Genomic DNA, 24,220 nt, shown 5'->3' with positions numbered 1-24,220 from the left:
AGAGCATCTCCTGGATCCGGGTTTCTCCGGAAGGCTCTGGCTTGAAGAAGCTGACATTCGCCTTATTCGTGTTCCTTGGGGTCACCGCAGCCGGATCGCGCGCCGGCGAGGTGCAGCGGGTGGCCGACAACGTCGATCGCCGATACAACCGCCTCAGCACCCTGACCACCGACTTCACCGAGACCTACAAGGGCGCCGGCATGCAGCGAACCGAGTCGGGCACGTTGGCGCTCAAGAAGCCGGGCAAGATGCGCTGGGATTATCTCCAGCCGCGCGAGAAGTTGTTCGTCACCGACGGAAAGAAGGCCTATTTCTACGTCCCGGGTGAGCCCCAGGCGCGCCAGGCGCCCATGAAGAAGCTCGACGACTTGCGCTCTCCGCTTCGCTACCTGCTGGGTAAGACCAGGCTGCAGAAGGAATTCGAGGGCCTGACGCTGGCCGACGTCGTGCCCGCACAGGCCGGGGACGTCGTCCTCCAGGGCGTGCCCAGGGGGATGGCGGACCGCGTCCGCCGCGTCCTGCTGGAAGTGGGCCCGGACGGCAGCATCCACCGCATCGTGGCCGAGGAAGTGGACGGCTCCACCACAGAGTTCTGCTTCTCCAACCAGCGGGAGGATGTTGCGCTGCCGGATGCGAAGTTCCAGTTTCACGTCCCGCCGGGCGTGGAGATCATCCAGGCAGAGGATGTCGGGGAATACTAGGGGGCTAGCCAGTGGGTGGTGGGAGCGGACATTCCTACTCAATAGCAGCTGCAAGGTACCCGCTGATTTGCGGTGATAGACTGATAAACAACGCATGGCCGAATATCTGATCCGCATGGCCGATGAGCGGGGGCAGGTGCTGGAGCACGTCGAGCACAGCCACTCGGAAGCCGAACTTCGTGACCGCTACTCCCAACAGGGCTACCTGGTGTACTCCATCAAGCCACGTGGCCTGTTTGCGGGCGGAGAGCTGCGGCTGGGTGCCAACCGGGTCAGGGAGGACGAGTTCCTGATCTTCAATGCCCAGTTCTTGACCCTGATCCATGCGGGCCTGCCCATCCTGACCGCCCTGGAGCTGCTCCACCGGCGCCAGCGCAACCGGTTTTTCCGGGAACTCCTGGAGGACGTGCGTGACCGCCTGCGCAGCGGCGAATCGCTCTCCCAGGCCTTCGAAGCGCAAGGCATCTTTCCCAAGATCTACACCACGACCCTGCTGGCGGGCGAGAAAAGCGGGAACCTGGACGAAGTCCTCGGCCGTTACATCTCCTTCCAGCGAGTGGCCATGTCGGTGCGCAAGAAGTTGCTGGCTTCGCTGGTGTATCCGGCGCTGCTGCTTATTCTGGTGACGGTGATGCTGACCTTCCTGGTCACCTTCGTGGTGCCTCAATTCGCGAATCTGTACAGCCAGCTGAATGCGCAGTTGCCGGCGAGCACGCAGATCATGTTGACCGTCGGTGTCACCGTCCAGAAGTGGTTTCCGGCCATCCTTCTTGGAATCTTGGTTGTGGTTTTCTTACTCTGGCGATGGAATCGCAGCGCACGGGGCGCGGAAGCGATGGACCGTTTCCGCTTGAAGCTACCGCTGGTCGGCGCCATCTGGCTCAAGTACCAGGTGGCGATGTTCGCGCGCATGCTGTCCACGCTCCTGGCGGGAGGCCTGCCGCTGGTCCCGGCGCTCCAGACGGCCGGAGCTTCGATGCAGAGCCGCCTGGTCGCCAATGGAATAACGGAGTCGGCGCAGCGGGTGCGCGAAGGCGCGCCGCTCTCCCGCAGCTTGGAGGAGACCAAGGTCATTCCCAACCTGGCGGTCGAGATGATCGAGGTGGGCGAGTCCACCGGCGCTCTGCCCAGCATGTTGAACTCGGTGGCCGACTTCTACGAGGAGGACGTTTCCACCTCGGTGGCGGCGGCCCTGACGCTGATCGAACCCGTCATCCTCATTTTCATGGGCCTCATAGTCGTATTCGTGCTTATATCGCTCTACATGCCCATCTTCAGCCTGGGAGCGTCCGGCATTCATTGATCGAGCAAGAGAATGGCTTCGCGCCGTTCTAGAAGTGAGTAAACGTCTTCATGGCAGGTAAGAATCCGATTTTCGGCGGCGCGGGTAGGGTCGGGGGACCGCCGCAGCCCCCCGCTGGCTTGGGCGCGTTGGGTTCCTCCCCCGAAGACGAAGAAGCGCGAGCGCGCGACCTGGCGCAGCGCTATCGCTGCGAGTTCCAGGACCTGCGCAGCTTCCGCCTGCACCCGGAGCTGTTCCGCAAGATCGAAGCGGACCTGATGTTCCGCTACAACTTCGTGCCGCTGGAAGAGTTGGAGGATGGACGCCTGGCCATCGCCATCGCCGATCCCAGCCAGCTCATGATGATCGACGAGATCGGGCTGCTGCTGGGCAAGCGCATCGTGGTGAAGGTCTCCACCCTCACCCAGATCAGCGACATCCTGAAGAAGACCGAGCAGTCGCAGCGCGTCCTGGAAGAGGCCAGCGAGAGCTTCACCCTGGACGTGGTGCGCGAGGACGAGGCCGGCGAAGAGACCATCTCCATCGAGAAGCTGACCGGCGAGGCCGACAGTAGTCCCATCATCCGGTTGGTGGACACCACCATCTTCACCGCCCTGCAGCGCCGCGCCTCCGACATCCACATCGAATCGCGCGACGACTCGGTGGCCATCAAGTACCGCATCGACGGCGTGTTGATGCAGGCCATGGCGCCCATCGCCAAGGACCACCACAGCACCATCATTTCGCGCATCAAGGTGATGTCGGAGCTCGACATCGCCGAGCGCCGCGTGCCGCAGGACGGCCGCTTTCGGGTGAAATACGGCAATCCGCGCCGCGACATCGACTTCCGCGTCTCCATCATGCCCACCATCTTCGGCGAGAACGCCGTGCTCCGCGTTCTCGACAAGGAGTCGATGAGCGAGAAGTTCAAGCACCTCACGCTCGACGTCGTGGGCTTCAGCGACGATGACATCAAGCGCTTCCGCCGCTACATCAAGGAACCCTACGGCATGGTGCTGGTCACCGGCCCCACCGGTTCCGGCAAGACCACCACGCTCTACGCCGCACTGAACGAGATCAAAACGGAAGAAGACAAGATCATCACCATCGAGGACCCGGTCGAGTACCAGATCCGGGGCGTCACCCAGATCCCGGTGAACGAGAAGAAAGGCCTGACCTTCGCCCGCGGCTTGCGCTCCATCCTGCGCCATGATCCCGACAAGATCATGGTGGGCGAGATCCGCGACACGGAGACGGCTCAGATCGCCATCCAGTCCGCTCTCACCGGCCACCTGGTGTTCACCACCGTGCATGCCAACAACGTGGTGGATGTGATCGGGCGCTTCCTGAACATGGGGGTGGAGGCGTACAACTTCGTGTCGGCGCTGAACTGCATCCTGGCGCAGCGCCTGGTGCGCGTCATCTGCGACAACTGCCGCAAGCAGATGCTCTATCCCGCCGACGTGCTCGAAGCCAGCGGCCTGGACCCGAAAGAATGGGGCAAGGTGCTGTTCCACGAAGGAGAAGGCTGCATCGAGTGCGCGGGCACAGGGTTCCGCGGCCGCACCGCCATCCACGAGCTGCTCGACCTCACCGACCGCGTGCGCGAGATGATCCTCGACAAGAAGCCGACGTCGGAGATCCGGCGCGTGGCCCGCGAGGATGGCATGCGCTTCCTGCGCGAGTCGGCGCTCGACCGCGTCCGCCGGGGCATCACGACCCTGAAGGAGATCAACAAGGTCACGTTCATCGAGACGACGCGCTAGCGCATCGTCCCGGTTTCAAGCCCGGGTTCCGAGTTCCGGTCCGAGGCAACGGTTCGAAGCTCATTTACGGCTTGAAACTTGAAACTGGAGACTAGGCGATTCATGCCGGAAGCAGGAAAATCGAGGCCGCGCATCGCGTGCGAGGTGGCGTTGGACCGCGTGGTTGCGGCCCGCGCCGGCGAACACGGCTCGCTGCTGGATGTGTACAGCACACGGACGCTCTCGGCCGGGGCGGTGGCGCCGGGACTGGCTTCCGGCAACGTCGTCCGTAGCGACGAGTTGCGCCTCGCCATCAGCGACGTACTCGCTGCCGTAGGCGGGCGCACGCGCGACCTCATCGCCGTCGTCCCCGATGCCGCCGTTCGCGTCATGCTGCTCGATTTCGATACTCTGCCGGAGAACCAACAGGAGGCCTCCAGCATCGTCCGTTTCCGGCTGCGCAAGTCCCTGCCCTTCGACATCGACCAGGCTGCGCTCTCCTACCAGGCCCGCCGCTCGAACGGAGCGGTGCGCGTGGTGGCGGCGGTGGCGCCCCGCGCCGTGATCCAGGAATACGAATCCGCCTTTCACGACGCCGGCTACGCGCCCGGAGTGGTGCTGCCTTCCATGCTGGCGACCCTTGGCATCGTGACCAGCGAAAAGCCCACGATGGTGGTCAAGATCGACGGCGTCACCATCACGGTCGCGATCGTGGATGGCGACGAGCTGCGCCTCTTTCGCACACTGGAGAACCCGGCCGGCACGCGTGTCACAGGCGCGCAGATCGCCGCTGAGATCTATCCCTCGGTGGTCTTCTTCGAGGACACCTTTGGGGCGCGGATCGAGGGCATCCTGGTCGGAGGGACCTCGGCCGCCGACATCGCTCCGGCGCTCCGGGAGCAGGCCAACGCGCGCGTGCAGGATCTGCCGGGCGCGCGTTATCTCAGCGGCACACTGACCAGTGACGTACCCGGCTGGTCGCTGGCGGCAGTAGCGGGAGCTTTGCTGGGCTGACATGCGTCTGGACATCAATCTCGCGTCGCGCCCCTACGAGGATGTTGGGGAGTTCTACCGCACCTGGGGCGCGCTGGCCGGCTTCGTGGCGGTCGTCACCCTCGTGCTTCTCGGCTTGACGGTCTCGTCGCTGACCAGCGCGCGCACCGTGGGTGAGCAGACCGCGAAACTGCGCTCCCAGATGGCTGCCTTCGACCAGCAGAGGCGCGCCGCTGAGGACCTGCTCAACCGCCCCGAGAACCGCGAGACGCGCGACCGCTCGCGCTTCCTGAATGCGCTGATCGCGCGCAAGACATTCTCCTGGACGCAGGTATTCGCGGACCTGGAAAAGATTGTTCCCGCCCGCGTTCACGTCCTCTCCATCAAGCCCGGACTCACGGAGGACAACCAGTTCCAGGTGGAGATGCAGGTTGCGACCGATTCGCGCGACAGGATGGTCGAGTTGGTCCGGCGGCTGGAAGAGTCCAAGATGTTCCGCCAGGCGCAGGTGAGATCCGAATCGGCGCAGAACACCCCGACGGGCGCGCACACGGTGGAGTTCGATATCGTCGCGTTGTATACGCCGCATGTGCCGCCGGCGGCGCCGCAGGAACCGTCGCAAGCGGCGCACGGAGGTGCGCAATAATGCCCGACCTTGCGGCACGCCGCCACGCGTTCAAGGGCGCATTGGTCGTCATGCTGGTGCTTGACGTCGCCGCCCTCGTGTATCTGGTGTCTCCGCTGGGGCAGTCCCGCGCCAAACGTCAGGAGGAGCGCGACCGCATCCAGCAGCAGTTGCTGGTGCGCCAGCGCGAGGCCGCTCCGCTCAAGAACATCGACCAGAAACTGGTGCTGGCGCGCAAAGAGATTTCGGACTTTTACGCGCATCGCATTCCCGGCCAGTACGCCGCCATCCCCGAGGAACTGGGAAAGGTGGCCCAGGACAACAAGGTCCGGATCTTCCAGGCGAGGTACGCCATGGAAGACGCCGAGGTGCCGGGGCTGCGGCGGGTGTCGATCGAAGCCGGGTTGGACGGCGACTACCTCCAGATCGTCAAGTTCATCAACGCCCTGGAACGCGACAAGATGTTCGTCATCGTCAATAGCGTGGCCCTCAGCGAGCAGCAGGGCGGTGCGGTGAAGCTGCAAGTGAAGCTGGAAGCGTATCTGAAAGCATGATGAAACTCGGCGCCGAGGACCGCAAGAAGCTGATTGCCGCCATCGTGTTGATGGTGCTGGCGGCCTTCGGCGTGTACACGCTGCTCTCCCGGCCGGAGACGCCGGCCGCGGCGGCCGCGCCCGCCACCGCACCCGCCAGGCGCCCAGCCGCGAGACGCGCACCCACGCGTGCGGCTACAACGGCCGCGGAAAGCCTGGACCCGACGCTGCGGCTCGGCCTGCTGCGCGCCAGCGAGGGCGTGAAGTACGAGGGAGCGGGCCGGAACATCTTCCGCGCCCAGGCCGAGGAGCCGATGCCAAAGCCGGTCAAGGATCCGCTCCAGGTGAAGAAAGAACAGGAGCAGCAGAAGGCGCTTCAGGGACCTCCGCCGCCGCCGCCCATCAACCTGAAGTTCTACGGCTTCGCCAACAAGCCCGGAGATCCGGCCAAGAAGGTCTTCCTCTCCGAGGGCGACAGCATCTTCATCGCGGGGGAAGGCGAGGTCGTCAACCGCCGCTACAAGGTGGGAAAGATCGGGCAGTCTTCGGTCGAGATCGAGGACCTGTTGAACCACAACAAGCAGACCATCCCGCTGACGTGATCCTGACCTTCCGGCTCGCTCGCGGGTAGAATGTTCGCAGTGAAGCTCAACCCACATCTGCGCCAGCGCCACAGCCGCCAGGACGGCTACATGCTGCTGGTGATCGTGTTGATGCTCGCGCTGGCGCTGATCGCGATGTCGGCGACCGCGCCCTACGTGATCACCGAGATCAAGCGCGACCGCGAAGACGAGCTGATCCACCGCGGAAAGCAGTATCAGCGCGCCATCAAACTCTTCTTCAAGAAGTTCGGGCGTTACCCGACCTCGCTGGCCGAGTTGCAGAATACGCAGAACGTGCACTTCCTGCGCAAGCTGTACAAAGACCCGATGACGCCGGATGGGGAATGGCGCCTCATTCGTTTCGGAGAAGCAAAATACTTCCCCAAGGGATTCGGCTACACCAACATCCCTGGCGCGGCGCCCGTGGGCGGAGGACCAGGCGGCGGGCCCGGCGCGTCGCCCATCGGCGGCGGGTTCGGTGGAGCGCTGCTCCCCGGCGGCATGTCGAAAATCCTGGGTGGGAGCAGTCCATCCGCGAGCAGTCCGTCCGGGAGCAGCCAGTCGAACCAGCCCAACACCAGCGGGATGACGCCCGCGGAGCAGATCAGCAAGCCGCTCGGCACCGGAGCGACCATCGGCGCACCCATCATCGGGGTGGCCAGCAAGAACACGGATGTCTCGATCCACGAAGTGAACGAGCGGTCCCACTTTAACGAGTGGGAATTCTTCTACGATCCGCGCTTCGACATCGCGGCGCAGATGTCGGTGATGCCGGGCGGGCTCCCCGGTCAGCAAGGACAGCAGCCGCACTCGGGAGGCGGCCCAGGAAAACGCTGAAAGCCGGTACTCGGGCGGCTTTGTTGAGCTCCTAGTCCCGTTCGTACCCCCCTACCCCCCTACCCCGATCTGTCGAAACAAAGGACTTAGTGGCTGATCTCTGTGGGATCTGTCAGCAAGTCGTTTGTCTGCAACGCGCTGCTCGCAAAATCAGTCAAAGAGAGGACTTGGGGCAGGAGGCAGGCGGCAGGAGGCAGGTGGCAGGTGGCAGAGATTTCAAAGATCGGCCGCGGCGAGGCGCGGAGCGGGCACGAGGCTCGCTACATCCAGAGTAGCAAATCGAAGAGGTGGGACTGCGGCGGGGCGGAGCGGCTAGGCTTGCAGGATCAGCGAGTTACGAGCACGAGAAATAAAGTCCTTGACATAGCTTTAAGCTATACAACTCCAGATTTAGCGTGCTGGTTTGTTTTCAGGGAGTTGCGGTGGGAGGAAAAACTCAACACAAGAACCCGGAGAAACCCACCCAACGAAAACCGCGTTGGGTGGGGCACCCCCGGTTCATACGTGGGGCCACCCGCCTGCGCGGCCAAGAAGGCGAGCGGCCGACCTGAACCTCGTGCGGTCGGGTAATCCACCTGTACCGGTTGGCGCAAATGGAACGTTAAACTTTCCGGCGCCGTTCGTGCGATAAATTCCGTTGAAGCAATAGCGATTGAGATACACGAAACGGGCAGCTCGACCGATCGTGTCCAAGCACCGGGAATCGACATTTCTGAGCCGGTAGTAGTGAGCTTTGCCGGTTATGTACGCCGATGCCGTGTCGAAGACCGCATCGGGCTCATCACGAATAGCGGTAAGCGCGTCGATCAGTTCCCGGTTTACATCGCTAAGGAGAGCGCGTTCAGGAGCGAGGGCGAAGAACAGAGCCGCCGAGCCGGCGAATGGTTCGAAATATCGAGTGTGACCGCCGAGCCAGTACGGAATCAGGCGTGGGAGCAACTTCCGCTTACTCCCAGCCCAGCGAAAAATCGGTCCTACAGCGGTGGGTTCTCCGTCGAGCTCCGGTTCTCTCTGCATCGCAATCGGTGCGTGTATTAAGCCACGTTGCAAGCTGAAAGGCAATTTCGAAGAAGGAACCAGGCCCCGCACACCTCTGCGGGGCCTGCAAGGCTACGTGCTACGCCCACACCCAGATGCACCGTCCCTCGCCCGGCCTCGACTGTCTGCCGCCTTTCGAGGACGCCAACGGCTAATCAGGACTGAAGTCCTGACCCACGGCTGAAGCCGTGGGCTACGCGCCCTGATGCAGGTCGCCGACGCCATCGTCCGCGACGCCATTGACACCAAGCGCGCCGCGCTCTTGCATCGCACTGAAGTGCGACCCCAGGCTGAAGCCCGGGGCTACCGCGCCCTCCAGATTGCCAGCGCCATATCAGGCTGAAGCCCGACCCAGGGCTGAAGCCCTGGGCTACCACGCAAGCGCGTGTCGTTCGAGCCTCTTCCTCACCGCATCGTCCTGGACGAGCTCGCGGGAGAACCCGATCCACCGCGTCGTGGCGTGCAGCCCACCCGAGATCCTTCGCTCGGGCATGCGCCCTCGCTCAGGATGACAGGGACAAACGGTGATGGAGGAACGGAAAAGTGATTCCTCCGTGTCTCCGTGCCTCCGTGGTTTCTCTTGATCTGCGTTCATCCGCGTCAATCCGCGGCGGAAAAGCAGGTCCCTCGACTCGGACTCACGTCCTCGCTCGGGATGGCCAGAATTTGTGATTTCTGATTTGTAATTTGAAAAGTAAAAGTCGTCGGACGTCGGTAGTCGGCATAACGTCCTCGGCGATCTCGGCGTGCTCGGCGGTGAAAAGGATTTCACTGTGCGCTCTGTGCCTCTGTGGTGAGGCAAAAGCAAAAGCCCCGTCCACGGACGAGGCTTTTGGGAAATCTAAGCGTTTAGACGCTGAAGGAGGAGCCGCAGCCGCAGGTGCTCTTGACGTTGGGGTTCTCGAACTTGAAGCCCGCGCCTTCCAGGGTCTCGACGTAATCCACGTTGCAGCCGTTCAGGTACATGGCGCTGGTGGCGTCCACGAACACCTTCACGCCGTCGATCTCGAAGGTCTTGTCCATCATGCCGGCGGAGTTCTCGAAGGACATGGAGTAGGAGAAGCCGGAGCAGCCGCCGCCGACCACGCCGATGCGCAGACCTGCGGGAACCGGGCTCTGCTGCGCCATGATCTCTTTTACCTTGGCGACAGCGCTCGGGGTCAGGGATACGGGGAACTTGGTACCGGTGGACGGGGTTCCGGTGCTCGGGGTGGTGGTGGTTGCCATGGGTTCGATCTCCTTCTGGATACGCTCATCCAGATTATAACAAGGCTGCCCTCAAATCGGGCACTTGCAATACGTTAGATGTCGGAGACTGGCCCTTGGTCGCAGCCGTTCAATCATCCCACCCTGTCTCGCCAACAGCGGGCGAGACAAGGGTGGGGCACCCGCGCCAACGGTGGGGCACCCGCTTTGGTCCAAAGAACAGCAGGTCCCTCACCGGAGACCTTGGGCTGAAGCCCAAGGCTACCAGCCGGTTCGGGATGACACCTGGTTGGTGCGACAAAATCCCCTTGCCAGTTGCCAAGCGGGACTATAATTCCGCCAGGCCCACATACCCGCGACCCGGGTTCCCGGGTCGCCGAGTAGGCGCGACCGGCTGGCAGCACACCTCCGGGAGGTGACGGATGACTCCGCTGTCGATTCTGGCGATAATCTGGGGCGTAGTGACCGGGATCCTGGTGATCCTGATGATCTATCGTTCCACCCTCACCATGCACGAGGACGATCAACTGTTCCTTGATGAAGCCGGGTCGCACATGCAGAAGGAACAGACCGAGCTGCTGGCCAGGATGAACAAGATCCAGCCATTTCTGCGCCTGTTCGGAGCGGCTTCCGGGCTCCTCATCCTGGTGATGGCCGGGCTGTTCGTCTGGCAGGCCTTCAACTTGATGCAGTAAACGGCTCGCCCGCCCTGGAACCGTCCCCGTCCTGAGAATGCCCACCGGGGCATTCGTGTGCGTTTCCCCGGTCACAGCAGGCCCATTTGTGATTAGAATGAGCCGCTATGAACTTGCGCGGTTGTGGTACAGCTATCGTTACTCCCTTCCGGCCGGACGGCGCCGTGGACGAGCCAGCCCTGCGCTCTCTGGTCGCCTGGCAAGTCGAGTCCAAGATCGACTTCCTGGTGCCTTGCGGAACGACCGGCGAGACGCCGACGCTTTCCCATGACGAGTGGCTGCGCGTGATCGAGGTCACGATCGAGGTAGCCGAGGGGCGCGTGCCGATCGTCGCCGGCGCCACCTCCAACGTGACGCGCGACGCGGTGGAGAAAGCGAAAGAGGTTGCCCGGATGCGCGGCGTGGACGCCATCCTCACGGCTTCGCCCTACTACAACAAGCCTACCCAGGAAGGCCAGTACCAGCACTTCAAGGCCATCGCCGAAGCCGTCGAGAAACCGCTGGTGCTGTACAACGTGCCCGGCCGGACAGGAGCGAACCTGGAGCCGGCAACTCTGGGGCGGCTGGCGCAACTGCGTAACATCGTCGCGGTGAAGGAAGCCAGCGGCAACATGTCGCAGATCGCCGATGTGTTCAACGCCGTTCCCGACAACTTCCTGGTTTTCTCCGGCGACGACGCGGTCACGCTGCCGGTGATCTCGCTGGGGGGCGTGGGCATCATCTCCGTCTGCTCGAACGAGATCCCGCGCGAGATGGCGGAAATGACGCGCGCGGCCCTGGCCGGCGATTGGGACAAAGCGCGCAAACTGCACCGCCGCTACCTGCCGTTGATGCAGGCCAACTTCCTGGAATCGAACCCCATGCCGGTGAAGGCGGTGCTGGCCATGATGGGCCGCATCGGCGAGAACTACCGCCTGCCATTGGTCCCGGTCAAGAAAGAGACCAAGGCGAAGCTGGAGAAAATCGCCGCGGAATTGGGCTTGCTGGCGGGAGTCGGCGCAGCGCGCTAGCCTGAGATCCGTCAACGAGGCCGGGCGAGATGCCCGGCCTTCGCATTTTGGGCGACGCAGACGTGATATTGCCGGCGGGACGAGCGCCGGGAAAGAGTTTTGGCGGGTTCTGCGCCTCAGCTATACTGCCGCGAAATGGGAAATCTCCAGACCGAGATCGAGCGGCTGTTCGCGCTCGGGGCCGGCGCCCGCGGCGACACCGACGCACGCCGCGTCTTTGGCGACCTCCGCATGGCGCTGACGCACGGCACAGTCCGCGCGGCGGAGAAAAAAGACGGCCAGTGGCGGGTGAACGCCTGGGTGAAGCAGGGCATCCTGCTCGGATTTCTCCTGGGCGAACTGGCCGAGATGGGCGACCCCAAGTCCCTGACGTTCGTGGACAAGGACACCTTCCCCGCCCGCCGCTTCCGGGTCAAGGACGGCATTCGCGTGGTGCCTGGAGGCTCGTCGGCGCGGCTCGGGGCCTACATCGCCCCCACCGTGGTGTGCATGCCCCCGATGTTCATCAACGTGGGCGCTTACGTGGACGAAGCCACCATGATCGACTCGCACGCGCTGGTCGGGTCCTGCGCCCAGGTCGGCCGCCAGGTGCACATCAGCGCGGCGGCGCAGATCGGCGGCGTGCTGGAGCCGGTGAACGCCGCGCCCGTCATCATCGAGGACCAGGTGCTGGTGGGAGGCAATTGCGGCGTCTACGAGGGCACGCTGGTGCGCGCGCGCGCCGTGCTGGGCGCAGGCGTGATCCTGACCCGTTCCACTCCGGTTTACGATCTGGTTCGCGGGGAGATCTATCGCGCCACCGATACCCAGCCGCTCGAGATCCCCGAAGGCGCCGTGGTGGTGCCCGGCGCACGCGCCGTGCAGAAGGGCAAGGCCGTCGAGTGGGGACTCTCGGTCTACACGCCGGTCATCGTGAAGTATCGTGACGAGAAGACGGATCGCGGCATCTCGCTCGAAGAGCTGCTCCGGTGAGCCGCAACCAGTCTAGAAAAGCAGGTCCCTCACGACTAAAGTCGTTCGGGATGACACTGAGAAAATGAAAGCGCGCACTCTCTCGATCGCGCTCGCGCTGGTTTCCGTCGCCGCCGTGGCCAGCCTCGCCCACTTCCCGGCCCCGGTCCTGACCACAACGCGCTGGCTGGCCATCGCCGGGCTCTTCGCGTATGCGGTCTTCCGACGCTCGCTCACCACCTGGATCTTCGTCGCCATGATCGCCGGCGCCGAGGTGGGCTACGATCTGCCGCAGTACTCGGAGGCGCTGAAGGTCGTGGGGCAGATCTTTCTCCGGCTGATCCGCGTGATCATCGCGCCGTTGCTCTTCGGGACGCTGGTGAGCGGCATCGCCGCCCATTCCGACCTGAAGAAGGTCGGGCGCATGGGCATCAAGGCGATCGTTTACTTCGAGCTGGTGACGACGGTCGCGCTGGTCATCGGCCTGGCGGCCATCAACATCAGCAAGGCGGGCGTAGGAGCCCGACTTCCCGCGACCGCCGGCAGCAGCGAATTACCTCAGACCAAGCTGACCGCCGCCGAGACGATCCTCCACGTATTTCCCGAGAACATCGCCAAGTCCGTTGCCGACAACCAGGTATTGCAGGTCGTCGTATTCTCGATCCTGTTCGGGATCGCGCTGGCCATGGTGAGCGAGGCCAAGCGCAAACCGATGCTGGCGTTCACCGAGAGCCTGTCGGAAGTCATGTTCAAGTTCACGAACATCGTGATGCTGTTCGCGCCCTTCGGGATCTTCGGCGCGATCGCCTACACGGTGGGGCACACGGGCATCGGCATCCTAGCGAATCTGGCCAAGCTGCTGGCCACTCTCTACGTCTCGCTGGTGGTGTTTCTCGGCGGGGTGTTGCTGCCCATCGCGCTGCTGGCGCGCATCCCGGTCCGCCGCTTCGTGCGGGCAGTGACGGAGCCCGCCTCGATCGCCTTCGCCACCTCCAGCTCCGAAGCCGCGCTGCCTCGCGCCATGGAAGCCATGGAGGCCTTCGGCGTGCCGCGTCCGATCGTGGCGTTCGTCATGCCCACCGGCTACAGCTTCAATCTCGACGGCAGCACGCTCTATCTGTCGCTGGCGTCGATCTTCGTGGCCCAGGCGGCGGGTATCCATCTGTCGATCGGACAACAGATCGTGCTCATGCTGACGCTCATGCTGACCAGCAAGGGCGTGGCGGGAGTCTCGCGCGCAGCGATCGTCGTCCTGCTGGCGACTGCCAGCTCCTTCGGCCTGCCCAGTGAGCCGATCTTCGTGCTCCTGGGCATCGATCCCATCATGGACATGGCGCGCACCGCGGTGAACGTGATCGGCAACTGCCTGGCGACCGCCGTCATCGCGCGCTGGGAGGGCGAGTTCGGCGAGGCGCAGCCCTCGCCCGCGGTCCTGCAAGGCGCCGCACAATAAGAATCAACCGCAGAGATCGCAGAGGAGTTTATTGAGATTCTCTGCGAACCGCGCGCTGAGATTTAGTTTGCCGGCAGCTGGAGTGGTTCGGCGGGGGAGAGCACCTGCTGGCGCAGGCGCATGTGCTTCTGGCGGAAATGCGCCCGGGCGCGTTGCCCCCAAACGCGCACGAAGTAATAGTTGAGGCCGGCGCCGATGGCGGCGCTCAGCAGCGGGATAAGCCGCCCCGTCCACTTCTCCACAAACTCAGCGCTGGCTTGCGTCGCGATGCGCCGGATCACTCGCGGCACGAAGCGGTTGACGATCTCCTTTTCGACCAGTTCCCGGCTGATGTCCACCCCGGCGGCGCTCGCCATGGCCACCCACAGCTCGGCGACTTCGTCATCGGTGTTGAATTCGAAGCCGTAGATCAAGCTCAGCTTCTGCACCGTGCGCAGCGTGATAGCGGCCAGGATCCCCATGTCGGGGACGACGGTGAGGATCCCGCCCAGACCCAGGCCCGCGCCCTCCACCGCCGCGATCTTCATGCCGGCGCGAATGGTGTGCTCGGCGACCTCATCCACGGTCTCGATGGGAAGCGTCGCCATGCCGCGAAACGTGGAAATGGGGAGCCCATGCGCTCCCTGGAGTTGGAACAGGAAATGCGCCGGATCCACGCGCACGGTCTCGTATGCGCGCGTCAGGCTGCCGCGGATCACGCTTTCGAAGCGCCGGGAAAGCCACCCTGGGGACGACATCCGCTTCAGTGTACCGCTTTTCGCAACGAGCGATCGGGCCATCGCGTCCTCGAGCCGAGCGAGGAGAAAGTACTCGGCCATACGGCCGGATCGCCAGATGGCCCGATGGCGACAGAGCCAGTGTGCTAGCATCAGTGTTTTAGCGATGCCTGCCGGAAAACTCCATATCGTGCCGCTGGGCGGCCTGGGCGAGTTCGGGATGAACTGCATGGCCGTGCGCTGGGGCGATGACATCATCGTCATCGACGCCGGGCTGATGTTCCCCGAGGCCGAGCTGCTGGGCGTGGACATCGTCGTCCCCGACATCACCTACCTGCTGGAGAACCGGGACAAGGTGCGCGCGATCGTGCTCACCCACGGCCACGAGGACCACATCGGCGCGCTGCCCTGGATCCTCAACGAGCTGAACGTCCCCATCTACGGCACCGAGTTCACGCTGGCCTACGTGGAGAACAAGCTCGAGGAACATGGGCTGCTCGAGAACGCCTTTCTCGAAGACATCCGGCCCGGCGACCGCTTCACCATCGGTCCCTTCACCATCAATCCCATCCAGGTAACGCACAGCCTGGTGGATTGCGTGGCGCTGGCCATCCATACGCCGCTGGGCGTGATCATCCACACGGGCGACTTCAAAGTCGATCCCACTCCCACCGACAACCGCCTGTTCGACCTGCACACCTTCGCGGAATACGGCAAGGCCGGCGTGCTGGCGCTCTTCCAGGATTCCACCAACGTCGAGCGCCCGGGCTACACGCCGAGCGAGCGCGCGGTGCGGCGCAAATTCGACGAAGTGTACCTGCGCGCCGACCGGCGGCTGTTCATCTCCTGTTTCTCGTCCTCCATCCACCGCATCAAGGTGGCCATCGAGATGGCGGTGGAGCACGGGCGGAAAGTGGCGCTGATCGGCCGCTCCATGAATGAATCGGCCGAGATCGCCATGGACCTTGGCTACCTCGATATCCCCGACGGCACCCTGATCCATGCCGGACAGGTCAAGGACTTCGCGCCGGACAAGGTCTGCGTGCTCATCAGCGGCACGCAAGGCGAGCCCATGTCGGCCCTCTCGCGCGCCGCGGTGGACAATCACAAGCACGCCAAGATCGAGCGCGGCGACACGGTCGTGCTCTCTTCGCGCATCATCCCCGGCAACGAGAAAAGCATCTACCGGATGATCGACCACCTCTTCCGCCGCGAGGCGCTGGTGGTGTACGAAGACGGCACCTACCCTCCGGTCCACGTCAGCGGACACGCCAGCCAGGAAGAGCTCAAGCTCATCATCAACCTGGTGAAGCCGAAGTATTTCATCCCCATCCACGGCGAGTACCGGCAACTGAAGCGCCACGGGGAGCTGGCCGCCTCCATGCACGGCGCGGTGGGCAACGTCCTGCTGCTGGAGTCGGGCGAGATCCTGGAATTCGACGAGCTGGGGGCGCGCAAGGCGGGCAAGACGACGGTGGGCCGGGTGTGCATCGATTCCGGCTCCATGGGCGACGTGGTCGAGGACCTGGTCATGAAGGACCGCCGCGCTCTAAGCGAGGACGGCATCGTGTTGCCCATCATCGCCATCAACAAGCAGACCGGCAGAGTCGAGCGTACGCCGGAGATCGTGATGCGCGGCTTTGCCGCCGCGGGAGCGGAGAACGGCTTCCTGGTCGAGGCGCGCAACGTCATCCTGAAGACGCTGGACGAGTCCAGTGAGGAAGAGAAGGGCGACTACGGCGTCATCAAGGAAAAGATCCGCGCCGACCTCAAGCGCTACATCGTCAAGAACACGCAGCGCCGCCCCCTGATCATGCCGGTGATCCTGGAGATCTAGTTTCTAGTTTCTAGTTCCTCGTTTCTGGTTCCTCGTCCTCAGGTGCTGGGGCGTGCCCGGACCTTGAAGGTAGAATCGTTCAATGGTCACACTCGAGGAAATCAAGCAGGCGCAACAGCGGATCAAGGGCGTCGCTCTACACACGCCGCTGATCCCCTGCCCGCACGGCGATGCGGACCGCCAGCTCTACTTCAAGCCCGAAAACCTCCAGCCCATCGGGGCCTTCAAGATCCGCGGCGCCTACAACAAGATCGCTTCTTTGCCCGAGCAGGAGCGCCGGCGCGGCGTCATCACCTACTCCAGCGGCAATCACGCGCAGGGCGTGGCTTACGCAGCGCGCGCCGTGGGTATCAAGGCCGTCGTCGTGATGCCCGCCAACACGCCGAAAACCAAGGTCGAAGCCACCAGGACTCTTGGCGCCGAGATCGTCTTCGTCGGCCCGGCGAGTTCCGAGCGCCAAGCGAAAGCGGAGGAGCTCGCCGCACTGCACGGCTACGCCATCATTCCGCCTTACAACGACGAGCAGATCATCGCCGGCCAGGGCACCGCGGGTCTCGAGATCCTGGAAGACCTCCCCGACGTCGAATGCGTCCTCTCTCCTGTCAGCGGAGGCGGGCTGCTCAGCGGCATCGCCACGGCGATCAAGCTCAGCCGACCGGAAGTAAAAGTCATCGGTTGCGAGCCCGAGCTCTCGGCAGACGCCCAGGAGAGTCTGCGCACCGGCCACCTCGTCACCTGGTCTGCGGAGAAGACCACGCGCACCATTTGCGACGGACTGCGCACGCAGAGCCTGGGCGCCATAAATTTCGAGCACGTGCGCCGCTACGTGGACGACATCATCACCGTGAGCGAGGACGAGATCCGCGAGGCCATGCGCCGCCTCGCGCTCAGCGCCCACCTGGTAGCGGAACCCAGCGGCGCGGTGACCTTCGCGGCCTTTCTCTTCCGCGCGCAAGAGCTCCCGAGGGTGCGCCGCACAGTGGCCGTGATCAGCGGCGGCAACGTGGAGCCCGAACTGCTCGCCGACGTGCTGAAGGGAGCCGCCGTCCCGGCGCACCGCTGAGCGGCAGTGTAGAATCCTGTTTTTATGTTCCCCGGACCTTGGAAAATCCCCGCCGTCATTCTTGCGCTCTGCGCCGCGACCTGCGCCGCCGGGAACGCCAATCGCGGATTCAACATCCGGCCCGCCATCGTCTATCTTTCGCCGGACACGTCCTCAGCGAAGCTGGTCGAGATGGAGCGCGGCCGCGAGCTGACGACCGTTCCCGGAGGTGCGCCGTCGGGCTGGATCCACGTGATGCCAACTCTCAAGGGAGGACGCGAGGTAAGCGGCTGGATGATCGCCAAAGGCGTGGTGTTCACGGATACTCCCAACGGCGACCGCATCATCTTCGGAGAAGCGTTGGACTCCGAGGCTGAGGCGAGCAAGTCCCACGGACGCAAGGGCGCCGATCGGGACGCGCTGCGCCTCTACTATGCCGTCTACGACCTGTTCCCCCAATCGCCGCTGGCCGGAGAAGCGCTCTACCGCGCCGCCGATGTTCAGTGGCAGCTCGATTTTTCCGACAAGTTCTTCCGGCGCCCTGCCGACCAGATCGGGATGGGTACGACCGCGGAGCTCGACGATTCGCTGATGAAAATGGTCACCAAGAAGTTCCGTGGGACGAAGTGGGCGGACCTTGCGGAATACCGTCTCATCGACGTGAAGCTCTGCCGCGATTGGGAGGGCCTGCCCAAATGCCCTGAGAAAGAGTCCGAGTTTTACGAGAAATACGCCGCCCAGCACCCGCAGTCGCCCGCCGCGGCGGAAGCGCTGTACAACGCCGCCTGGCGGCAGGCCGCGCTGATCGAGCTCTACAAGAGCGGCAATGAGGGCGGAAAATCCGCCGGAGCCAAGCAGCGCGCAATAAGTTTGTCGCAACACCTGATCTCGGCATATCCGCAGACCGATTGGGCGGCGCGCGCCCAGCGGCTCGCCTTCCTGGTCGAGCAGGGCGTGAACACGTACGGGCCCGCGGTCGAGTAGCGAGACGGAGCCAGTGGGGGGAGATTGAACGACTACGTCCTATCCATAATCCTGGGTGTCATCGAAGGCCTAACCGAATTTCTTCCCGTCAGTTCGACGGCGCACCTGCGCATCGCCGAGGCGCTGATGCACATCAGCCTCAAGGACGGCTACTGGAAGATGTTCACCATCGTCATCCAGCTCGGCGCCATTCTGTGCCTGCCGTTTTATTTCCGCTCCCGCATTGCCAAGTTTCTCTCCAATTTCCCGCGAGGCGAGCGCGGCGACCGCAACGCGCTGACCCACCCGGTCGGGCTGACCATGATCGCCTTCGTCTTCACCGCGGGGCCCGCGCTGCTGATGACCAAGATCATCGGCAAGCACCTCGAGAGCCTGTTTGTGATGGGCATGTCCCTGGTGGTCGGCGGAGTGGTGATGTGGGTGGTGGACAACGCCTACGGAGCGCTCGACAACCGCGGCGCCGACTTCCTCGCCTTCAACAAGCCGACCAGCCGCGTCGAGGACATGACCCTGCCGCAGGCCGTCTGGATCGGCATCTGCCAGATCTTCTCCGCCGTCTTCCCCGGCACTTCGCGCTCCATGTCCACCATAGCCGCGGGACAGTTGACGGGAATGAACCGGCCCGCGGCGTTGGAGTTCTCCTTCTTCCTCTCCATTCCGACCATGGTAGCGGCCACGCTCTATGACCTGTATAAATCGCTCCGGCATGGCGGCGCCAACCCGCTGGGTTCCCTGGGGATAGACCAACACGGATGGGTGTTGCTGGGCATCGGCTTCGTGGTTTCGTTCGTGGTCGCCTACGGTGTGGTCGCCTGGTTTATGAACTGGGTACGCACCCGCGGGTTCGTGCCGTTCGCGGTGTATCGCCTGATCGTCGGCGCAGCCGTCCTGGTCTGGGCCCTGCGCGGATAACGGGCTTAACTTCCTGATCTTCCCGGCCAAAAACTGCTTGTCTTACAGACAGTTTCTGCCATAATCAGCCTGGCTCTGGCGTACTTCGTGGATTCTCAACAGCGATAAGACACTTTTGTCTTTGTTGAGGACGAATACGCCTAAATGAAGTTCTTTACTCGGCTATTCACGCCCACCGGCAACCGGCGGCTCAATGAGCTGATCGGGTTTCTGCTGTTCGTCTCCGCGATCCTCCTTTTCCTCGCGCTCGCGTCCTATTCTCCGCTCGACCGCTCCATAAACACGGCTGCGCCTACGCCCACGTCAAGCCCGGCGCGCAATTGGATCGGCCTGTTCGGCGCCGTCACCAGCGACCTGCTGCTGCAAGGCTTCGGCATCGGGATCTTCCTGCTGCCGGTGATGCTGGGCATGCTGGGAGCGCGTTGGTTCAAGTCGCGCACGGTGAGCTCACCCGGAGCGAAGTTTGCCGGCGCGCTGGCCCTGCTGATCTTTGTGCCCGGAATGCTGGCGCTTCTGCCCTGGCACTGGCGCTGGGTGCACGCGGTGCCCATCGAGGGCCTGCTGGGACGCATCGTCGGCGATGCCCTCATCCACTACTTCAACCTGACCGGGGCATACATCGTCTGCGCGGCCATCATCGCGGTCGCGCTCTACCTCTCCACCGCCTTCAGCTTCGGCGCGATGCGCATCTGGCTGGAGACGCGCTTCGCCTTCGCCGCCTGGGACCGCTTCCAGGATTGGCGCATGCTGCGCGCCAAGGCCAAGGTCCAGCAGGAGCTGGAACGGCGCCGTACTGCCAAGACCAAGCCGCTGGTCACCACCCAACTGGTCACCGCCAAGAGGCCGCTCGAAGAGAAGAGGGAGAAGACCGGAATCGAGAAGGTCATGGAGGCGTCGGTGCCGACTCCGGCCGCCGCGCCTCTGTCCGCGCCCGCGCCTTTCCCGGCATCGGCAACTGCTGCCGGCGACGCCCCCGGCATCGGCATGCGCGCCGACGTCTCGCTGAAGAACAAAACCGTGCTGCCGCGCGTTTCCGGCGGCTACAAGCTGCCTTCCAGTTCCCTGCTGCATCGTCCCGAGGGGCAGCAGTCCATCGACGAGGAGGAGCTGCGCAACCTGGCGCAGGTCCTGACCGAGAAGTGCGCCGAATTCGACGTGCGCGGGACAGTGACGCACATCAATCCCGGCCCGGTCGTGACCACCTACGAGTACAAGCCCGAGGCCGGGATCAAGTACTCGCGGATCACCAGCCTGTGCGACGACCTCTGCCTCGGCCTGCGCGCCGAGAGCATCCTCATCGAGCGCATGCCGGGCAAGTCCACGGTCGGCATCCAAGTGCCGAACCGCGAGCGCGAGACCATCTGGCTGCGCGAGGTCATCGAGGCGCAGGAATTCGCCGGCTCGAAATCCAAGCTGACGCTCTCCATGGGCAAGGACATCAACGGCCGCATCGTCACCGCCGACCTGGCCTCCATGCCGCACTTGCTGATCGCCGGCTCGACAGGATCGGGCAAGAGCGTGGCCATCAACGCCTTCATCATGTCCATGCTGTACAAGGCGACACCCGACCAGGTGCGCCTGATCCTGGTGGACCCGAAGCGCCTGGAGCTGGGCGTGTACGAAGGCGTGCCGCACCTGTTCACGCCCATCATTACGGAGCCCAAGGTAGCCGCTGTCGCCCTGCGCAATGCGGTGCGGGAGATGGAAAAGCGACTGAAGCTGCTGGCGGAAAAGGGCGTGCGCAACATCGATCAGTACAACAGATTATTCGAAGGCGAGACCCCGAGCCTGTTCGAGCAGGCGGACGGCGATCACCACCCGCTGCCGTACATCATCATCATCATCGACGAGTTGGCGGATCTCATGATGCTCGACGGGCACAACGTCGAGGAATCCATCACGCGCCTGGCGCAGATGGCGCGCGCCGTCGGCATCCACCTCGTGCTGGCGACGCAGCGCCCGTCGGTGGACGTCATCACCGGCCTCATCAAAGCTAACTTCCCCGCGCGTATCTCCTTCCGCGTAGCGACTAAGGTGGACTCGCGCACCATCCTGGACGCCAACGGCTCCGAATCGCTGCTCGGCCGCGGCGATATGCTCTACCTGCCCTCGGGCTCGGCGCGCGTGCACCGCTTGCATGCCCCGCTCGTCACCGAGAAGGAGATCGCGGCGGTGGTCGAGTTCTGGCGCCAGCAGGGCACCGCGCAGTACGAGCAGAAATTCCTCGAAGCTCCCAAGGACGAGAACGGCAAGGCGGAGGCGGGCTCACCCGGCGCCGGAGAAGGCGGCGACGAAGAGAACGACGAGCTTTACGAAGATGCCGTGCGCCTGGTGCTGGAGTTCGGCAAGGCTTCGACTTCCCTGCTGCAGCGGCGCCTGCGCATCGGCTACGGCCGCGCCGCCCACCTCATCGACCTGATGGAGCGGGACGGCATCGTGGGCGCCGCTGACGGCCCCAAGCCCCGCGAAGTCCTCAAGCGCCCCGACTGGCTGAGCGAAGTGGAACAATCCCTCAGATAAGAGATCGAACCGCAGAGGACGCATTGAACGCTGAGAGAAGAATGGCAAGATACTTCTCTGCTTGCTCTGCGATCTCTGCGGTCAAATCCTTCTAGTCCGCGCTGGTCGCCAGTACCGCGCCCGCACGCTCCTTCGCGATCTGCCGCACGCGTCCCAGGTCGATCTTCCCCGTGCCCAGGTAGGGCAGCGAGTCCACGCGGTAGAACTGGTTGGGACGAGGCTTCCACAGCGCCGGGAGATCTTCCTGGGAGAAGCGCCGCAGCACCGAGTTGAGCTTGTCCTCCGGCAGGGTGTGCAGCACCGCCAGCCGTTCGCCTTTCTTTTCATCCGGCACGGCGGTCACGGCGAAGGTCTGTTCCGTGGCTTCGACGATCTCGTGCAGCGTTTCCTCGATCTTCAGGTGCGGCACCATCTCGCCGCCGATCTTGCTGAACCGGCTCAGCCGGTCCGACATGGTCAGGAAGCCGTCCTCGTCCAGAGACGCGATGTCTCCGGTGATGTACCACCCTTCGTGCATGACCTCGGCGGTCTTGTCGGGCCGGTTCAGATATCCCTGCATGACGTTGGGGCCGCGCACCAGCAGCAGGCCGGCTTCGCCCAGCGGCAGCGGCTCCATCGTCTCCGGATTGACGATCTTCACGCTTACCCCGGGCAGCGGGTGCCCGATCTTGCCGCGCTTGGCCCCCACCTGCCGGAACCCCGGCGCGCGGTACTCGCGGCAGTTCACCGCCACCACCGGCGCGCACTCGGTGCAGCCGTAGCCTTCCAGCGGCCGGATGCCGAACTGGTCCTCGAAGGCCTGCGCCAGCCGGCACGACAGCTTCTCGGCGCCCACGATCATGTACACCAGCGACCCGAACTCCTCCGGAGTGCACCGGCGCATGTAGGTCTGCATGAAGGTCGGCGTGGCCACCAGCAGCGTGCACTTGTACTTCAGCGTCAGCTCGCCGACCGCTCGCGCGTCCAGCGGATTTGGATGGTAGACGGTCCCAATGCCCAGCACCGGCGGCAGCCATAGCAGTACCGTGTAACCGAAGGCGTGGAACAGGGGCAGGATGCTCATCACCCTGTCGTGCTTGTTGAACATGAACACCTGGCCCATGCCATCGATGTTGGAGACGATGTTGAAGTGGGTCAGCATCACCCCCTTGGGCTCGCCCGTGCTGCCGCTGGAAAAGATGATCGTGGCCAGGTCGTCGAGGTCCGGCGAATGGTTCAGCCCGCCCAGCGTCTTCTCAATCGCCTGTACCGGGAAGACCCACCCGATCAGCGCCGCCATCAGCTTCTCGTGCGGCTTTGGCTTGGCTGCGACCTCCTCCAGCAGGACCATGCCAGGCAGTTTCAGCGGCACTTTTTCCAGGAACGCGCGCGCCGTCACCACGGTGGTGACTCCCGCCTGCTCCATGCACTTCGTGATCGTGCTCTCCGAGGTGGTGTAGTTGAGGTTGACCGGGATCTTTCCCATCAGGGAAGCCGCGAAGTTCACGAGCGCGCCGCCCACCGACGGCGGCAGCAGGATGCCCACGCAGCGCTGCCCGTTCCACACTCTTCCCAGCCGCCGCGCCAGGTAGATGCTCTTGATCAACGCCGACATGAAGCTGACGTGTGGCGTGTTCATGTCCGCCATCAGGAAGCGGAACGGATGCCGGCGCGCGCCCCGCACCAGTGACTGCGGCAGCGTGCGCATGTTCCTTTTGCGGTGCCGGTAGGCCTCGGTTGCCAGCTCCTGTACTGCCTGCCGCACCTCGAAGGCGGACGAGTCCGGCGGCATGGGTTTGCCGAAGCTGATGCCCACGTCGTAGGGAATCTGCCGCGGGATCTTCCACAGGAAGCGCCCCCGGTCGAAGCTGAAGATCGAGCCCCACACCCCATCCAGGTGCACCGGCACGATGGGTGCATCCACGCCCTTGATCACCCGCTCGAAGCCGCGCCGGAACGGTAACATCCGCCCGATGCGTGTGATCTGTCCCTCGGCGAAGATGCAGACGACCTCCCCATTGCGGATGGCCTGGCTGGCCTCGCGCAGCGAATGGATCATGTCCCGCGGCCGCAGTTCCGACGAGATGGGGATGGCGCCCGTCATCCGCGCCCACGGGTTCACCACCGGGTGGTCGTAGATGCCCTTGTACATCACGAAGCGCACCTGACGGTGCGTCGCCGCGGTCAGCAGCATCCCGTCGATGAACGAGAGATGATTGCAGACGAAGAGCGCACCGCCGCTCGCCGGGATGTTCTCCCGCCCTTCCACCCGCAATCGGTATACCGTGTGCGTCAGGATCCACAGGAACGACCGCAGCAGCCAGTACGGCAGCACCGCGAGCGCACGGCCCAGGAGGGTGAAGAAGATACTCCCGATGCCGCTGTGCCACAGGCTGGGAGGAAGGTCGCGATTCGGAGGCGATTGGTCGGCCATAGGAAATCCGCAGTAGAATTGAGCATCCTGCGGAGGCTCGCGGGGTTCGATTTTAGCTCGGAATTGTGATGTGAGTCACCGTTTATAGCGCCGCAGGCGGTCATACTCTGGAGTTGGGCATTCAT

General features: G+C 63.9%; 21 protein-coding genes. 17 read left to right on the top strand and 4 right to left on the bottom strand.

Features of this window, described 5'->3' with window-relative positions; genetic code table 11:
* Positions 1 to 41: 41 nt before the first annotated feature.
* The 8 genes from lolA (at position 42) to LAN37_16590 (ending at position 7,318) form a co-directional block, all read left to right on the top strand.
* Entirely contained in the window at positions 42 to 701 is a 660-nt protein-coding gene (gene lolA / locus LAN37_16625) for an outer membrane lipoprotein chaperone LolA (protein MBZ5648836.1), read from the top strand.
* A 94-nt stretch (positions 702 to 795) separates the two neighbouring features.
* Positions 796 to 2,004: a type II secretion system F family protein gene (locus tag LAN37_16620; GenBank protein MBZ5648835.1), complete on the top strand. Its 1,209-nt coding sequence runs from the start codon at positions 796 to 798 to the stop codon at positions 2,002 to 2,004.
* 50 nt (positions 2,005 to 2,054) lie between these two features.
* Entirely contained in the window at positions 2,055 to 3,749 is a 1,695-nt protein-coding gene (locus tag LAN37_16615; GenBank protein MBZ5648834.1) for a GspE/PulE family protein, read from the top strand.
* 102 nt (positions 3,750 to 3,851) lie between these two features.
* Positions 3,852 to 4,742 carry a hypothetical protein gene (locus LAN37_16610; protein MBZ5648833.1) on the top strand — a complete coding sequence of 297 codons (891 nt, stop codon included), beginning with the start codon at positions 3,852 to 3,854 and terminating at the stop codon, positions 4,740 to 4,742.
* A 1-nt stretch (position 4,743) separates the two neighbouring features.
* On the top strand, positions 4,744 to 5,367 hold the full coding sequence (locus LAN37_16605) for a PilN domain-containing protein (protein ID MBZ5648832.1): 624 nt from the start codon (positions 4,744 to 4,746) through the stop codon (positions 5,365 to 5,367).
* Positions 5,367 to 5,900 carry a hypothetical protein gene (locus LAN37_16600; GenBank protein MBZ5648831.1) on the top strand — a complete coding sequence of 178 codons (534 nt, stop codon included), beginning with the start codon at positions 5,367 to 5,369 and terminating at the stop codon, positions 5,898 to 5,900. The genes LAN37_16605 and LAN37_16600 overlap by 1 nt, the downstream gene beginning before the upstream one ends.
* A complete protein-coding gene (locus LAN37_16595) occupies positions 5,897 to 6,481 on the top strand; it encodes a hypothetical protein (protein MBZ5648830.1) in 585 nt (194 codons plus the stop codon). Before LAN37_16600 ends, LAN37_16595 begins: the two co-directional genes overlap by 4 nt.
* Positions 6,482 to 6,520: 39 nt before the next feature.
* Positions 6,521 to 7,318: a hypothetical protein gene (locus LAN37_16590; protein MBZ5648829.1), complete on the top strand. Its 798-nt coding sequence runs from the start codon at positions 6,521 to 6,523 to the stop codon at positions 7,316 to 7,318.
* 498 nt (positions 7,319 to 7,816) lie between these two features.
* On the opposite strand, the gene LAN37_16585 is transcribed toward LAN37_16590, so the two are convergent.
* Both LAN37_16585 and LAN37_16580 read right to left on the bottom strand, forming a co-directional pair.
* Positions 7,817 to 8,257: a DNA adenine methylase gene (locus tag LAN37_16585; protein ID MBZ5648828.1), complete on the bottom strand. Its 441-nt coding sequence runs from the start codon at positions 8,255 to 8,257 to the stop codon at positions 7,817 to 7,819.
* 948 nt (positions 8,258 to 9,205) lie between these two features.
* Positions 9,206 to 9,583, bottom strand: coding sequence for an iron-sulfur cluster assembly accessory protein (locus tag LAN37_16580; GenBank protein MBZ5648827.1), 378 nt, complete (start codon positions 9,581 to 9,583; stop codon positions 9,206 to 9,208).
* A 401-nt stretch (positions 9,584 to 9,984) separates the two neighbouring features.
* Between LAN37_16580 and LAN37_16575 the strand changes: the two genes are divergently transcribed.
* From LAN37_16575 to LAN37_16560, 4 genes are all read left to right on the top strand, one after another.
* Positions 9,985 to 10,257 carry a hypothetical protein gene (locus LAN37_16575; GenBank protein ID MBZ5648826.1) on the top strand — a complete coding sequence of 91 codons (273 nt, stop codon included), beginning with the start codon at positions 9,985 to 9,987 and terminating at the stop codon, positions 10,255 to 10,257.
* Between the two features lie 107 nt (positions 10,258 to 10,364).
* The gene (gene dapA / locus LAN37_16570; protein ID MBZ5648825.1) at positions 10,365 to 11,267 is read left to right on the top strand and encodes a 4-hydroxy-tetrahydrodipicolinate synthase; all 903 of its coding nucleotides are present in this window, start codon (positions 10,365 to 10,367) and stop codon (positions 11,265 to 11,267) included.
* A gap of 135 nt (positions 11,268 to 11,402) precedes the next feature.
* A complete protein-coding gene (locus LAN37_16565) occupies positions 11,403 to 12,239 on the top strand; it encodes a 2,3,4,5-tetrahydropyridine-2,6-dicarboxylate N-succinyltransferase (protein ID MBZ5648824.1) in 837 nt (278 codons plus the stop codon).
* Positions 12,240 to 12,303: 64 nt separating this feature from the next.
* A complete protein-coding gene (locus LAN37_16560; protein MBZ5648823.1) occupies positions 12,304 to 13,671 on the top strand; it encodes a cation:dicarboxylase symporter family transporter in 1,368 nt (455 codons plus the stop codon).
* A 62-nt stretch (positions 13,672 to 13,733) separates the two neighbouring features.
* Here LAN37_16560 and LAN37_16555 read toward each other — a convergent pair whose 3' ends face one another.
* The gene (locus LAN37_16555; protein ID MBZ5648822.1) at positions 13,734 to 14,450 is read right to left on the bottom strand and encodes an EcsC family protein; all 717 of its coding nucleotides are present in this window, start codon (positions 14,448 to 14,450) and stop codon (positions 13,734 to 13,736) included.
* 103 nt (positions 14,451 to 14,553) lie between these two features.
* Between LAN37_16555 and LAN37_16550 the strand changes: the two genes are divergently transcribed.
* The 5 genes from LAN37_16550 to LAN37_16530 all read left to right on the top strand — a co-directional run bounded on the left by LAN37_16550 (position 14,554) and on the right by LAN37_16530 (position 21,682).
* A complete protein-coding gene (locus LAN37_16550; GenBank protein MBZ5648821.1) occupies positions 14,554 to 16,224 on the top strand; it encodes a ribonuclease J in 1,671 nt (556 codons plus the stop codon).
* Between the two features lie 82 nt (positions 16,225 to 16,306).
* Complete coding sequence (locus tag LAN37_16545) at positions 16,307 to 17,287, top strand: threonine/serine dehydratase (GenBank protein ID MBZ5648820.1); 981 nt, start codon at positions 16,307 to 16,309, stop codon at positions 17,285 to 17,287.
* Between the two features lie 24 nt (positions 17,288 to 17,311).
* Complete coding sequence (locus LAN37_16540; protein ID MBZ5648819.1) at positions 17,312 to 18,250, top strand: hypothetical protein; 939 nt, start codon at positions 17,312 to 17,314, stop codon at positions 18,248 to 18,250.
* A gap of 24 nt (positions 18,251 to 18,274) precedes the next feature.
* Positions 18,275 to 19,162, top strand: coding sequence for an undecaprenyl-diphosphate phosphatase (locus LAN37_16535; protein ID MBZ5648818.1), 888 nt, complete (start codon positions 18,275 to 18,277; stop codon positions 19,160 to 19,162).
* A 144-nt stretch (positions 19,163 to 19,306) separates the two neighbouring features.
* Entirely contained in the window at positions 19,307 to 21,682 is a 2,376-nt protein-coding gene (locus LAN37_16530; GenBank protein ID MBZ5648817.1) for a DNA translocase FtsK, read from the top strand.
* A gap of 91 nt (positions 21,683 to 21,773) precedes the next feature.
* On the opposite strand, the gene LAN37_16525 is transcribed toward LAN37_16530, so the two are convergent.
* Positions 21,774 to 24,095, bottom strand: coding sequence for an AMP-binding protein (locus LAN37_16525; protein MBZ5648816.1), 2,322 nt, complete (start codon positions 24,093 to 24,095; stop codon positions 21,774 to 21,776).
* Positions 24,096 to 24,220: the final 125 nt, after the last annotated feature.

This window comes from Terriglobia bacterium (assembly GCA_020073495.1).
Classification (GTDB): domain Bacteria; phylum Acidobacteriota; class Terriglobia; order Terriglobales; family Acidobacteriaceae; genus JAIQFD01.
The sequence above is the reverse complement of the archived record's forward strand: the minus strand, read 5'-3'. Positions and strand labels throughout refer to the sequence as shown.

What these genes read in the sequence shown, in the direction of transcription:
- LAN37_16580 (MBZ5648827.1), bottom strand. Translation starts at nt 9,583, where the DNA reads ATGGCAACCACCACCACCCCGAGCACCGGAACCCCGTCCACCGGTACC.
- LAN37_16600 (MBZ5648831.1), top strand. Translation starts at nt 5,367, where the DNA reads ATGCCCGACCTTGCGGCACGCCGCCACGCGTTCAAGGGCGCATTGGTC.
- LAN37_16610 (MBZ5648833.1), top strand. Translation starts at nt 3,852, where the DNA reads ATGCCGGAAGCAGGAAAATCGAGGCCGCGCATCGCGTGCGAGGTGGCG.
- LAN37_16550 (MBZ5648821.1), top strand. Translation starts at nt 14,554, where the DNA reads ATGCCTGCCGGAAAACTCCATATCGTGCCGCTGGGCGGCCTGGGCGAG.
- LAN37_16545 (MBZ5648820.1), top strand. Translation starts at nt 16,307, where the DNA reads ATGGTCACACTCGAGGAAATCAAGCAGGCGCAACAGCGGATCAAGGGC.
- dapA (MBZ5648825.1), top strand. Translation starts at nt 10,365, where the DNA reads ATGAACTTGCGCGGTTGTGGTACAGCTATCGTTACTCCCTTCCGGCCG.
- LAN37_16525 (MBZ5648816.1), bottom strand. Translation starts at nt 24,095, where the DNA reads ATGGCCGACCAATCGCCTCCGAATCGCGACCTTCCTCCCAGCCTGTGG.
- LAN37_16605 (MBZ5648832.1), top strand. Translation starts at nt 4,744, where the DNA reads ATGCGTCTGGACATCAATCTCGCGTCGCGCCCCTACGAGGATGTTGGG.
- LAN37_16530 (MBZ5648817.1), top strand. Translation starts at nt 19,307, where the DNA reads ATGAAGTTCTTTACTCGGCTATTCACGCCCACCGGCAACCGGCGGCTC.
- LAN37_16620 (MBZ5648835.1), top strand. Translation starts at nt 796, where the DNA reads ATGGCCGAATATCTGATCCGCATGGCCGATGAGCGGGGGCAGGTGCTG.
- LAN37_16575 (MBZ5648826.1), top strand. Translation starts at nt 9,985, where the DNA reads ATGACTCCGCTGTCGATTCTGGCGATAATCTGGGGCGTAGTGACCGGG.
- LAN37_16560 (MBZ5648823.1), top strand. Translation starts at nt 12,304, where the DNA reads ATGAAAGCGCGCACTCTCTCGATCGCGCTCGCGCTGGTTTCCGTCGCC.
- LAN37_16595 (MBZ5648830.1), top strand. Translation starts at nt 5,897, where the DNA reads ATGATGAAACTCGGCGCCGAGGACCGCAAGAAGCTGATTGCCGCCATC.
- LAN37_16540 (MBZ5648819.1), top strand. Translation starts at nt 17,312, where the DNA reads ATGTTCCCCGGACCTTGGAAAATCCCCGCCGTCATTCTTGCGCTCTGC.
- LAN37_16555 (MBZ5648822.1), bottom strand. Translation starts at nt 14,450, where the DNA reads ATGGCCCGATCGCTCGTTGCGAAAAGCGGTACACTGAAGCGGATGTCG.
- LAN37_16615 (MBZ5648834.1), top strand. Translation starts at nt 2,055, where the DNA reads ATGGCAGGTAAGAATCCGATTTTCGGCGGCGCGGGTAGGGTCGGGGGA.
- LAN37_16565 (MBZ5648824.1), top strand. Translation starts at nt 11,403, where the DNA reads ATGGGAAATCTCCAGACCGAGATCGAGCGGCTGTTCGCGCTCGGGGCC.